Origin of the sequence: Blautia sp. aa_0143 (genome assembly GCF_004167315.1) — a bacterium.
Taxonomy (GTDB): domain Bacteria; phylum Bacillota; class Clostridia; order Lachnospirales; family Lachnospiraceae; genus Blautia_A; species Blautia_A fusiformis.
In genome coordinates, this window is sequence record NZ_RCXU01000015.1 from 1 (window position 1) to 13,104 (window position 13,104).

The 13,104-nt window shown below is 46.5% G+C and carries 10 protein-coding genes, 1 tRNA gene and 1 riboswitch; of the genes, 8 read left to right on the forward strand and 3 right to left on the reverse strand.

From position 1 onward, the window contains the following. Positions 1–136: 136 nt before the first annotated feature. Complete coding sequence (trhA, locus tag EAI83_RS09000; RefSeq protein WP_110103161.1) at positions 137–802, reverse strand: PAQR family membrane homeostasis protein TrhA; 666 nt, start codon at positions 800–802, stop codon at positions 137–139. A 383-nt stretch (positions 803–1,185) separates the two neighbouring features. Between trhA and EAI83_RS09005 the strand changes: the two genes are divergently transcribed. Then, positions 1,186–1,734, forward strand: coding sequence for a stage V sporulation T C-terminal domain-containing protein (locus EAI83_RS09005; protein WP_129975145.1), 549 nt, complete (start codon positions 1,186–1,188; stop codon positions 1,732–1,734). A 75-nt stretch (positions 1,735–1,809) separates the two neighbouring features. Here EAI83_RS09005 and EAI83_RS09010 read toward each other — a convergent pair whose 3' ends face one another. Both EAI83_RS09010 and EAI83_RS09015 read right to left on the reverse strand, forming a co-directional pair. After that, on the reverse strand, positions 1,810–2,373 hold the full coding sequence (locus tag EAI83_RS09010) for a M15 family metallopeptidase (RefSeq protein ID WP_092071858.1): 564 nt from the start codon (positions 2,371–2,373) through the stop codon (positions 1,810–1,812). Positions 2,374–2,445: 72 nt separating this feature from the next. Then, complete coding sequence (locus EAI83_RS09015; RefSeq protein WP_015526739.1) at positions 2,446–3,906, reverse strand: nicotinate phosphoribosyltransferase; 1,461 nt, start codon at positions 3,904–3,906, stop codon at positions 2,446–2,448. A 275-nt stretch (positions 3,907–4,181) separates the two neighbouring features. Between EAI83_RS09015 and EAI83_RS09020 the strand changes: the two genes are divergently transcribed. The 7 genes from EAI83_RS09020 to EAI83_RS09050 all read left to right on the forward strand — a co-directional run bounded on the left by EAI83_RS09020 (position 4,182) and on the right by EAI83_RS09050 (position 13,049). Further along, positions 4,182–4,253 (forward strand) — tRNA-Gln (locus tag EAI83_RS09020). Between the two features lie 146 nt (positions 4,254–4,399). Beyond that, positions 4,400–5,107, forward strand: coding sequence for an acyl-[acyl-carrier-protein] thioesterase (locus tag EAI83_RS09025; protein ID WP_015526738.1), 708 nt, complete (start codon positions 4,400–4,402; stop codon positions 5,105–5,107). A gap of 64 nt (positions 5,108–5,171) precedes the next feature. Continuing rightward, positions 5,172–5,873 (forward strand): L-ribulose-5-phosphate 4-epimerase, encoded by a 702-nt coding sequence (gene araD / locus EAI83_RS09030; protein ID WP_129975147.1) that lies wholly within the window; start codon positions 5,172–5,174, stop codon positions 5,871–5,873. Between the two features lie 204 nt (positions 5,874–6,077). Next, complete coding sequence (locus EAI83_RS09035; protein WP_015526736.1) at positions 6,078–6,320, forward strand: helix-turn-helix domain-containing protein; 243 nt, start codon at positions 6,078–6,080, stop codon at positions 6,318–6,320. A 193-nt stretch (positions 6,321–6,513) separates the two neighbouring features. Further along, a riboswitch (Lysine riboswitch) is annotated at positions 6,514–6,684 on the forward strand. A 185-nt stretch (positions 6,685–6,869) separates the two neighbouring features. Beyond that, on the forward strand, positions 6,870–8,456 hold the full coding sequence (locus tag EAI83_RS09040; protein ID WP_420313981.1) for a Na+/H+ antiporter NhaC family protein: 1,587 nt from the start codon (positions 6,870–6,872) through the stop codon (positions 8,454–8,456). Between the two features lie 177 nt (positions 8,457–8,633). After that, the gene (locus tag EAI83_RS09045; protein ID WP_129975151.1) at positions 8,634–9,476 is read left to right on the forward strand and encodes a CvfB family protein; all 843 of its coding nucleotides are present in this window, start codon (positions 8,634–8,636) and stop codon (positions 9,474–9,476) included. A gap of 105 nt (positions 9,477–9,581) precedes the next feature. After that, positions 9,582–13,049, forward strand: coding sequence for a DNA polymerase III subunit alpha (locus tag EAI83_RS09050; RefSeq protein WP_129975153.1), 3,468 nt, complete (start codon positions 9,582–9,584; stop codon positions 13,047–13,049). The last annotated feature ends 55 nt before the right edge of the window (positions 13,050–13,104 follow it).

Here is a 13,104-nt window from a genome sequence, read left to right on the forward strand (position 1 = left end):
GGATAGCCTGTTTTAGCTTTGCCCTAAAGGGTAATCGAGCAGGAAGCCCCCACTTCAAAATCGTAAGATTTAAGTGGGGGGAGCATGTCACGGTATCCGAAAGGTGAGATTGTTATCTAGCTGATCACAGAGTAACTCAGTGGATCGCCATACCGGCTACAAAGAAATACATTACAACAAAATGGCACACACTTCCCAGCATCACAAAGACATGAAATACTTCGTGGGAGCCGAAATTCTTATGCTTCGCATTGAAGATCGGAAGCTTCAGCGCATAGATCACACCGCCGATGGTATAGATGATGCCGCCGGCAAGGAGCCATCCGAAGCCTGCACGGGGCAGATTGTGGAAGATCGGAACAAAAGCAAGTACACACAGCCAGCCCATTCCAATGTAGATCACAGAGGAAAGCCATTTTGGGCAGTTGATCCAGCAGCCCTTGAGGATCATTCCGATGATGGCAACGGTCCATACGAGGGCACAGAGGATATAGCCGGTGCGTCCGTGGAGAACGATCAGGCATACAGGAGTGTAGCTGCCGGCGATCATCACGAAGATCATCATGTGATCCATTTTTTTCAGACGGCGGTTCACCTTGGCTGTGGAGCTTACGGAATGGTAAAGTGTGCTTGCCAGGTAAAGAAGGATCATGGTAAGGATAAAAACACTTACTGCAAAAACATGGAGAACATCTGCACTTCTGGCCGCCTTCACGATCAGCGGAGTGGCTCCGGCCACGGCAAGAAGCATGCCGATTCCGTGGGTTATGGCGCTTCCTGGATCTTTTAATTTAAATTTCATATAAAAACACCTCCTGCAAAAAAATCTGCTGTTTATATCATATGGACAACTTCAAGATCGGTTCATCAATGACGGATCATTGCGACAGTTTACGATGTAATAATGTAGAAACTGATAAAATAACATGTAGTATTCAAAACTACATATCAAGTATATGAATACTATACCACTATTATTCAAAAATGCAACCCCTATTTTCGAAAAAAATTTTATCAGGATTTATTTCTGCAGCAGGCATACGACAATGCGGCTCCTGCGACAGATAAATAAGAGATTTTTATGCATATTTCTCCCAGTTTTTCGCATAATAACCATATGAAAAACAAATAGTTAACATAACATTGACGTACAATGAACAGAAAATACAGGAGGAATTCAGGAAGATGAAAGCAACGGGAATTGTTCGCAGGATCGATGATCTGGGCAGGGTTGTGATTCCAAAAGAGATACGAAAGACACTGCGAATCAAGGAAGGAACGCCACTGGAGATTTTTACAGACAGGGAAGGACAGATCATCCTGAAAAAATATTCGCCCATTGGAGAGCTGAATACGTTTGCTGCGGAATATGCGGAAGCGCTGGTACAGACCACCGGACTGACTGCCTGTATTACAGATCGTGATCAGGTCGTGGCGGCATGCGGCAGCGGAAGCCGGGAATTGGAAGGAAAAGAGATCAGTTCTGAGCTTGATGCGATCATTGCCGGCAGGAAAGGCAGACTGGTCAGTCAGGACAGCAGGGAAAATATATCAGTCATTTCCGACGCTATGGATTCATTTTGCCAGAAAATGATACAGCCGATCCTGTGTGCGAGTGACGCCATTGGAGCAGTGATCCTTCTGACTAAAAGTGAAAAAACAGCACTGGGAGACACAGAACGTGCCCTTATCCGCACAGCAGCCGGTTTTCTTGGCAGACAGATGGAGCAGTAAAAGTGCATCAGATGTACAGAAAAATGTGTGCAGATCAAGATATAAACATCAGATGCAGATGCCAGGAGCTGCAGATCAGGGAGGGTGCGGACACCGGGAAGGAAAGCAGTGGTATTCTTCCAGAGTCAGATTTGTGATAGTGAGCCAGGAAGCCAGAGGTTTTGTCACATAGCGGATGTGCCATGGCTCGTAAGGGATGCCGGTGATCTCCTCTTTGCTTTTTGGGTACCGGAGGATAAAACCATAGAGCGGAGCGTTCTTTTTCAGCCAGCGGCCTTCTCCTGTTGCGGAAAACCTTTCGGAGAGCTCCATATGGATGGAAGGGCAGGATACATCCAGAGCAAGTCCGCTCTGGTGCTCACTTGTTCCTGGCTCTGCAACGAAAGGACTTCCTGTAAAAAGCTCCTTCTGTCGCTGGTAGGAACGATATCCGGAAACTGCCCACAGGTTCAGACCGCATCTGTGACAGGCATGGAAAAGCTGGGAAGCGGCTTTTGCAGCCTGATACTCCAGAAGCCGCTTCGGATCTCCCGGTGCTGCTTCAAATGGAAGTCCGATATCGATAAGATGTTCCGGCACAAAGGCTTCCGGCAGAGGATGCTCCCTACTGATCAGCCGGGTATAAAATTCTCTGTGCAATAAAAACCCTCCTTTCCTTATCCATAAGCTTATGATAAGAAAGGAGGGTTTATGAATGCTTATTTCTGTTTATCAGAGCTCTTTTTCACTCATTTCTTCCAGGAGAGCCTTCTTCATGTCATAGAGTGACTGGGAGAGATCTACATAAACCTTCTGCGGATTAACGAAACGTCTGGATTCATCCCACAGTGTGTTCTGCTCCTGTTTGCAGTAGTCGCGGAGTTCCATGACAGATGGAGACTTGTAAACGCTCTTACCATCTTTAATTACCGGAACAAGGAGCTCACGGAGTTCGTAGGTTCCGCCAAGAACCTTGGTCTTTTTCCAGGTGTCAACCGGGTCGAAGATCACCATAGTTTCTTCCGGATCGAATTTCTCATCTGCAAGGCAGATCAGATCGGCCTTGATCTTGCCGGTCTTCTTGCTGTAGATACGGTATACAGTCTTGTTGCCCGGGTTGGTAACCTTTTCTGTGTTTTCGGAAAGCTTGATCTTCGGCTGGAAGGCATCGCTGTCAGCGTCCTTTACAGCGGCAAGTTTGTATACGCCGCCGAATGCCGGATTGTTATCGGCTGTGATCAGCTTGGTTCCGACGCCCCAGGAATTGATCTTGGCATCCTGGGCCTTCAGGCTTTCGATAAGATATTCATCAAGATCGCTGGATGCGGAAATGGTAGCATCATCGAAACCGGCAGCAGCCAGCATCTTGTAAGCTTTTTTGGAAAGATATGCAAGATCACCGCTGTCGATACGGATTCCATAGTTCTTCAGCTGGATACCTTCCTCACGCATCTCCTCAAATACACGGATCGCATTGGGAACACCGGATTTCAGGACATCGTAGGTGTCAACCAGAAGAGTACAGGAATTCGGGTAAAGTCTCGCATAGGTCTTAAAGGCAGTGTACTCATCCGGGAAACTCATGATCCAGGAATGAGCATGTGTTCCGAGAACCGGAACGTTAAACATCTGGCCGGTCAGTACGTTGGAAGTACCGGCACATCCACCGATCACTGCAGCTCTGGCACCGAAGATCCCGGCGTCCGGACCCTGGGCACGGCGAAGACCGAATTCCATGATGGGATCGCCCTTGGCTGCATGGCATACACGTGCTGCCTTAGTGGCAATAAGACTCTGATGGTTCATAATGTTCAGGATGGCCGTCTCTACAAGCTGAGCTTCCATGATCGGTGCGATAACCTTGACCATTGGCTCTCTCGGGAAGATCACGGTTCCCTCCGGAATTGCGTAGATATCACCGGTGAATCTGAAGTTGCTCAAATACTCAAGGAAATCATCCTCAAAGATGCCAAGACTTCTCAGATAGGTAATGTCTTCTTCTGAGAAACGGAGATTTTCGATGTATTCGATCATCTGCTCCAGTCCTGCACAGATGGCAAAACCGCCATCACACGGATTGTTGCGGTAGAACATGTCAAAGACAACGGTCTGGTTGGTAGGGTTTTTGAAATATCCCTGCATCATGGTAAGCTCATAGAGGTCCGTGAGCAGAGTAAGGTTATTTGCTCGCATAGCGTTCTCCTTTGGATGCCTCCGGATATTGTGACCGGAGGGAAATACACGGTTGTTTCCGCTCTTTTTATTATACGGCTTATTATAACACAAAGGAGTGGATTGTAAAATTTTTTTTACTGCGTAAACCCGCATATAATAAGGAGTTTTAACAGCAGTTTAAGAAATTTTGAAAAAAAATAAAAAAAATTAAAAAAAGGGGTTGCAATTTCAAAAAAGCTGTTATATAATAACATCCGTCGCAAGCGATAAGGCAAGCGAAAAACAAAACACATAGGGCTATCGCCAAACGGTAAGGCAACGGACTCTGACTCCGTCAGTTCAAGGTTCGAATCCTTGTAGCCCTGCTTCTTAAGTACCTCAGTTACGAGGTACTTTTTTTGTACTCAAAAATAAGAAGATATTCGCAATCCGCTGCGCCCCAAAAAAAACAAGTGCGTTTCTTCCTGCCAAGTGTTACAATAAAGTATAGACAGTATGACAGGAGGCATGAATGAGTTACAGTTTTGAGAGTCGAGTAAGATTCAGTGAGATCGGAGAAGATGGATGTCTGACGCTGCCGGGAGTTCTGGATTATTTTCAGGATTGCTGTACCTTTGAATCCGAGCAGACAGGAGTCGGCATGGAAGTATTAAAGGAACAGAAAAGAGCCTGGGTACTTTCTGCATGGCAGGTGATCGTGAAGCGATATCCGAAGCTTGGTGAAAATATAAAAGTAACAACAATTCCTTATGGATTCCGTGGATTTATCGGAATGCGTAATTTTATTCTTGAGACAATGGATGGTGAGAAGCTGGCATGGGCCAATTCCTACTGGTCCTTTATCAATACAGAAACCGGTCTTCCGGAAAAGCTGACACCGGCAGATACAGATCCCTATGATCTGGGCGAAAAAATAGAGATGGATTATGCACCAAGAAAGATTGCGCTTCCGAAGGAACGGGAAGTGCAGAATGCTTTTTCCGTACAGAAGCATCATCTGGACACCAATCATCATGTGAACAACTGTCAGTATATCCGGATGGCAGCGGATCATCTGCCTGAGGATTTTAAAGTTGGTCAGCTTCGTGTTGAATATAAACGTCAGGCAGTACTGGATAATGTTATCATTCCGGAAGTATATATGACAGAAAATAAAGAAGCTGTAGTTCTCAACGCGGAGGATAAAGAACCTTACGCAGTAGTTGAGTTTACAAAATAAATACAGGCGGTAGAGATTAGTACATCGTTTTTGAAACAACTATACCGTAAAAGGAGGGCGCGCTATGCTTGAAAAATTAAAAGAAGAAGTTTACAGAGCAAATATAGATCTGCCAAAATATGGTCTTGTTACCTTTACATGGGGAAATGTCAGCGGGATCGACAGGGAGCAGGGACTTTTTGTGATCAAGCCAAGTGGTGTGGATTATGACAAGCTGACACCGGAAGACATGGTAGTGGTAGATCTTGATGGAAATAAAGTAGAAGGAAGATACAATCCATCCTCTGATACACCGACACATGCAGTTCTTTACAGAGCGTTTCCGAATATCGGCGGTATCGTACATACCCACTCATCCTGGGCAACAAGCTGGGCGCAGGCAGGCAGATCGATCCCGTGTTATGGAACCACACATGCAGATTACATTTACGGAGAAGTACCATGTGTACGTAATCTGACCAAAAGAGAGATCGAAGAGGCATATGAGAAGAACACGGGAGTTCTTATTGCTGATTATTTCAAAAACAAAGATTATGAAGCAGTACCGGCTGTGCTGTGTAAGAACCACGGACCTTTTACCTGGGGTAAGGATGCTCATGAGGCAGTTCATAACGCAGTTGTTCTTGAGGAGGTTGCCAAGATGGCATCTCGCTGCGAGCTGATCAATCCGGATGTAAAACCGGCACCGCAGGAGCTTCAGGATAAGCATTACTACAGAAAACATGGTGCAAATGCATATTATGGTCAGGTAGGACAGGAAGACTGATCAGAAGAAAAAACAGTTTAACCCGATGGTGGATCGTCAATATCCGCTTGAGTGGAAATGCCGCGGAACAGTACCGCGGCATTTTTTGTCGAAAAATGCAGAAAATGTCAGATTTGCTGACCTTTAACACAGGTGCCGCCGAAATATATGCTAATGTCAAGAAAAATGCAGAACATTAACACATTTATTAAAATAGGTGGCAGGATGAAAATATACACTTATCAGGGAAAAAAGAACGTTTCCGGAGAAAAAATACGCCAGATGAGGAATATGAAACGGATGTCGCAATCTGCGCTGGCAGCAAAAATGCAGGTGGAAGGAGTGATGCTGGAGCGTGACAGTATCAGCCGGATCGAAGGAGGAGAACGTTTTGTAGCAGATTATGAACTGCGGGTGTTTGCAAAGGTGCTGGGAGTGGATGTGAAGTGGCTGCTGAATGAGCAGTAAATAAGGCAAAATTGGATTACAGTTCGCTGGTAATATTCCGCGAAGCGTGTTACTGAAAACGGAGTGAAAAGTAACAATATTGGTCTGAATGGCAGGAATCTGTGTAAACTACTTGATATTTATGTCGGAAACTGCTACAGTATAAAGAAAAAAAGATGGCCGGGAAGTCCTGCGGAGGGCAAACGGTCACGGATAAGAAGATAGAGGCGCGGATTTTATCAGTATTTATGGATGCAAGGCCCTGGCAGGCTGTTCATAAAGAAAGGAAAATCTGCCGAAGTGCTCTGGAAGGCCAGATGACAGGGTGCTGGGATAACGCAGAATATGCGTTGTACTGTCACGGATGTGGAGCGCTATCGGTAGCACTTCGGGAGATCTGCATTTAATATGCTGAATGGAGATTTTCTGACAGGCTATTAGTTAAATAAGGATTATTTAACCGGAGGTGTTCTTAAGAAGAGACAGCCTCCGTTTTTTTGTCCCCGAAAAGGGAGGAGAAAAATGAGTAAAAAAGCAGGAACAGCATTGTCTGTTATGGCAATGGTATTCATGGGCGCACTGGCAAGTCCCCTGACTGTGCTGGCTGCGGATGCGGAGGAGACTTACCAGCCTGCTCTGTATGCAACGATCTGGGCACTGCTTCCACCTCTTGTTGCGATCGTCCTTGCACTGATCACAAAAGAAGTATACAGTTCTCTGTTTGTGGGAATTGTAGTAGGAGCACTGATCTATTCCGGATTTAAATTTGAAGGAACGGTAACACAGATTTTTGAGGGAGGAATCATCAAGGTTCTTGCTGACAGCTATAACGTAGGTATCCTGATCTTCCTGGTAATCCTGGGATCTGTGGTATGTATGATGAACAAGGCCGGCGGCTCTGCCGCATTCGGACGATGGGCCAGCAAAAAGATCCACACACGTGTAGGTGCAGAGCTTGCAGCGATCATCCTTGGAATCCTGATCTTCATTGACGATTATTTTAACTGTCTGACAGTAGGAAGCGTTATGCGTCCGGTAACTGACAGACATCACGTATCCAGAGCGAAATTTGCATACCTGATCGATGCGACAGCCGCTCCGGTATGTATCATCGCACCGATCTCATCCTGGGCTGCTGCAGTCAGCGGATTCGTAGAGGGACAGGATGGACTTGCGATTTTTGTAAGAACCATCCCGTATAACTTTTACGCGATCCTTACTATTGTAATGATGGTTGGCATGGTACTGATGAAAACCGAGTTTGGTGCCATGAGAACACATGAGATCAATGCTCTGAACGGAGATCTTTATACAACATCTGCAAGACCGTATGAGAATGCAACGGATGATGAGACACCGAATCCGAGAGGAAAGGTGATCGATCTTGTGATCCCGATCGTTATGCTTGTTATCTGCTGTGTCATCAGTATGATCTATACAGGAGGATTTTTCAGCGGAACAGATTTTGTTACCGCATTTTCACAGAGTGATGCCTCTACAGGCCTTGCAATGGGAAGTGCTTTTGGTCTGGTGTTTGCCATTATTTTCTATATGATCCGCCGTGTGGTCAATTTCAGAGACTGTATGGGATGCATCCCGGAAGGATTCAAGGCTATGGTACCGGCGATCATGATCCTGACCTTTGCATGGACACTGAAGGCTATGACAGACTCACTTGGTGCAGCGGTATTCGTAGAAGAAGCCATGCGTTCTGTTGCCGGTGGTATTGAAGTTATCCTTCCGGCCATTATTTTCCTGGTTGGATGTGGACTTGCATTTGCTACAGGTACTTCCTGGGGAACCTTTGGTATCCTGATCCCGATCGTTGTTGCGGTATTTGAGAAATCCAGTCCTGAGATGATGATCATTTCCATGTCCGCCTGCATGGCAGGTGCAGTTTGCGGAGACCACTGCTCACCGATCTCCGATACAACGATCATGGCTTCCGCAGGAGCACAGTGTGATCATGTGACTCACGTTTCCACACAGCTTCCGTATGCGATCCTGGCTGCGGCAGTATCCTTTGTAACTTATATTGTTGCAGGCTTTGTAAAAACAGCATGGATCGCTCTTCCGGTGGGAATCGTGCTGATGCTGATCGTACTTTTTGTCATTAAAATGATGAACCCGATGCCGGTTGAGAAACCAACAGAATAACAGACTGACCCAATGTGGGGCAGATTCCCCCATGAATGTCAAATAAAAGGCAGTGACGGAAAGAAATTTCCGAAGCTGCCTTTTTTGTGCTTTCTATAATAATTCTCTTATGTTATAATGCAGGACAGACAGCAAATAGTAAATGATCATATATAGTTTTAAGGAACAGGAGTAAGAATGATAGAATTAGGTAAAAAACAGAAATTACTGGTTGTAAAAACCGTGGATTTCGGAATATATCTTGGAGAGGACCGAAACGCACCTCAGAATGAGCGGGTGCTTCTTCCGTCCAAACAGGTACCGGAAGGAACCAAAGCAGGTGATGAGATCGAAGTATTCATCTATAAGGATTCCCAGGACAGATTGATCGCAACTACCCGTGAGCCGATGCTTCAGGTAGGACAGACAGCAGTCCTTAAGGTAAAACAGGTTACCAGGATCGGTGCTTTTCTTGACTGGGGACTGGAGAAGGATCTTCTTCTTCCGTATCATGAGCAGACCAACCGGGTCCGTGAAGGCGAGGAGTGCCTGGTAGCTCTTTATGTAGATAAGAGCAGCAGACTCTGTGCAACCATGAAGGTGTATCATTATCTTTCCACCAGAACTCCTTATGTACCGGGAGATTCGGTAAAGGGGCGTGTCTATGAGGTCAGTGGGAATTTCGGCGTTTTTGTTGCGGTAGATGATAAATATTCCGCTCTGATCCCGGCACGGGAGGCAACAGGCAAGTACAGACCGGGAGCTATTCTTGATCTTCGTGTCACAGAGGTGAAAGAGGATGGCAAGATGAACGTCAGTGACCGCCAGAAGGCTTACATCCAGATCAATGAGGATGCAGAGAGCGTATTCAGCGTGATCGAGGAATTTGCAGGGGTGCTGCCATTTGATGATCATGCCTCACCGGAAGTCATCAAGAGAGAGTTTGGCCTCAGTAAGAACGCATTCAAGCGTGCAGTCGGTCATCTGATGAAGGAAGGAAAAGTAGAGATCCGTGACAAGAGGATCTACATTAAAAAATAACAAGGTGTTGACCGGCTCCGGATCAGACACGCTCCGGCACGTTCAGAGAAAAGTGCAGAGCGGGGAGGATCCGGAGCCCTGTTTTTTACGATAAGGAGAATAAATTTGGAGTTTACACATTTACATGTCCATACAGAATACAGCCTTCTGGATGGCTCCAATAAGATCAAAGAATATGTAGCCAGAGTAAAAGAGCTGGGTATGGACAGTGCGGCGATCACCGATCATGGCGTTATGTATGGTGTGATCGATTTTTACAGGGCTGCAAGAGAAGCCGGGATCAATCCGATCCTCGGATGTGAGGTTTATGTGGCTCCGGGCTCCCGTTTTGACAGAGAAGTGGGAAGTGGGGATGACCGTTATTATCATCTGGTCCTGCTGGCTGAGAATAATCAGGGATACAGCAACCTGATGAAAATTGTATCCAAGGCATTCGTGGAAGGGTTTTATTACAAGCCACGTGTGGATCTGGAGCTTCTGGAAAAATATCACGAGGGTATCATTGCCTTAAGTGCCTGCCTGGCGGGAGAGGTCGCCAGATATCTTGCACGTGGAATGTATGAGGATGCCAAGATCGCGGCATTACGTTACCAGGATATTTTCGGAAAAGGAAATTTCTTTCTGGAGCTTCAGGACCATGGGATCCCGGAGCAGCAGACCGTAAACCAGCAGCTTCTCCGTATGCACAGAGAGACGGGGATCGATCTGGTTGCCACCAATGATGTGCATTACACTATGGCAGAGGATGCGGAACCACATGATGTTCTTCTTTGTCTGCAGACTCAGAAAAAGCTCAGCGATGAGAACAGAATGCGCTATGAGGGTGGCCAGTACTATGTGAAATCACCGGAGGAGATGGTGAGGCTTTTCCCATATGCGCTGGAAGCGCTGGAAAACACGCACAGGATCGCGGAGAGATGCCATGTGGAGATTGAATTTGGTGTGACCAAGCTGCCGAAATATGATGTGCCGGACGGATTTACCTCCTGGGAATATCTGAACAAGCTTTGCCATGAGGGACTTGAGCAGCGGTATCATCCGGTAACAGAGGAGCTGAAAAAGCGCTTGGATTATGAGTTGTCTACGATCAAAAACATGGGATATGTAGATTACTTTCTCATTGTATGGGATTTTATCAAATATGCCAGGGACAACGATATCATGGTCGGTCCGGGACGAGGTTCTGCCGCAGGAAGCCTGGTTGCCTATACACTTGGGATCACCCAGCTGGACCCGATCCGGTATGATCTGCTCTTTGAACGTTTCCTGAATCCGGAGCGAGTATCCATGCCGGATATCGATGTGGATTTCTGCTTCGAACGGAGACAGGAGGTTATTGATTATGTAAGAAGAAAATATGGTGATGACTGCGTGGTTCAGATCGTTACCTTCGGTACACTGGCAGCCCGCGGTGTCATTCGTGATGTAGGCCGTGTTCTGGATATGCCTTATGCCCAGGTGGACACCATCGCCAAGATGATCCCACAGGAGCTGAATATCACCATTGACAAGGCACTGGGAATGAATCCGGAGTTTCGCAAGGCTTACGAGGAACAGGACGATATCCATCGTCTGATCGATCTGGCAAAACGTCTGGAGGGGCTTCCGAGGCATACCTCCATGCATGCGGCAGGTGTTGTGATCAGCCAGAAGGATGTATCGGAATACGTACCCCTTTCCAGAGCACAGGATGGTTCCATTGTCACGCAGTTTACCATGACAACACTGGAAGAGCTGGGACTTCTGAAAATGGATTTCCTGGGTCTCCGTACCCTGACGGTTATCCAGAATGCTGTGAAAATGGTGGAAAAAAGTACCGGTATGCTTCTGGATATGCAAAAGATCGACTACAATGACAAAAAGGTACTGGATTCTCTCGGAACAGGACGTACTGACGGCGTGTTCCAGCTGGAGAGTGCCGGAATGAAAAGCTTCATGAAGGAGCTGAAGCCTCAGAGCCTTGAGGACGTGATCGCGGGAATTTCGCTTTACCGTCCGGGCCCCATGGATTTCATTCCGCAGTACATCCGCGGAAAAAACCGTCCGGATACCATCCGTTATGACTGTCCGCAGATGGAGCCGATCCTGAAGCCGACCTATGGCTGTATCGTATACCAGGAGCAGGTTATGCAGATCGTCCGTGAGCTTGCAGGCTACACCCTTGGACGAAGTGACCTGGTGCGCCGTGCCATGTCCAAGAAAAAAGCTTCTGTTATGGCAAAAGAACGCCAGAATTTCGTTTACGGAAACGTGGAAGAGGGAGTACCGGGATGTATCGCCAACGGTATTTCCGAGGAGATCGCAAACAAGATCTACGATGAGATGACAGATTTTGCAAAGTATGCCTTCAATAAGTCTCATGCTGCCGCTTATGCAGTGGTTTCCTACCAGACGGCATATCTCAAATATTACTATCCGGTAGAATTTATGGCTGCACTGATGACATCCGTTGTGGAAATGCCGAACAAGGTTGCCGAGTATATTTCGGTATGCCGCCAGATGGGGATCCGGATCCTTCCGCCGGATATCAATCATGGTGTTTATGGCTTTTCTGTTGACAATGGTTCCATTCGTTATGCACTTTCTGCCATCAAGAGTATCGGCCGTCCGGTAATCGAGGGGATTGTGCGGGAGCGTGAGGAGCACGGAGAATATACCTCCCTGAAAACATTTATTGAGCGAAATATCGACCAGATCAACAAGAGAGTTGTGGAAAATCTGATCAAGGCCGGAGCGCTGGACTGCCTGGAGGGAAACCGGAATCAGAAAATGACGGTTTATACGCAGATCATAGACAGTATCAACCAGGATAAGAAGCATACCATGGCGGGACAGCTGAGTCTTTTTGATATTGCGCCTGAAGAAGATAAAAAGGAATTTGAGATCCGTATGCCGCAGGCAGCAGAATATCCGAAGGAGACGATACTGACCTTTGAGAAGGAAGTTCTCGGCATCTATCTCAGCGGTCATCCGCTGGAGCGTTACCGGAATATGATGGAAAAAATGATCTCTGCAAAAACTTCTGATTTTCAGCCGGATGATGAAACAGGGATACCGGAGGTTTACGATAACCAGAAAGTGATCGTGGGTGGAATGATCACGGATAAAACCATAAAATATACAAAGAATAATAAGGTAATGGCGTTCCTTACAGTGGAAGATCTGGTAGGCACCGTGGAGGTTGTGGTATTTCCACGTGATTACGAAAAATGCCAGATGTTCCTGAATGAAGATGCCCGGCTCTTTATTCAGGGAAGAGTATCCGCAGAAGACGACAAAGCCAGCAAGCTGATCCTGGAAAAGGTCCGTCTTTTTGATGATATGCCAAGAGAACTGTGGCTCCAGTTTGAAAGCCGGGAAGAGTACGCAAAAGCCGAGACCGGTCTGGTAGACGATCTGATGGAATCCAGAGGAAACAGCACGGTGGTTATTTATCTCAAAGATGTCAAGGCAATGAAGAAACTTCCCCCTGCTTATCAGGTCCATATCGAGGATTCCTGGCTGGAGCGCATGTGTAAAAAATATGGAAGTTCCAATGTTAAAATTGTGGAGAGAGTATTGAAAAACTTATAAAAATGCTATAAACTATACCCGAATATGTGTATTACAATAGGTTGTTTCATAAGAT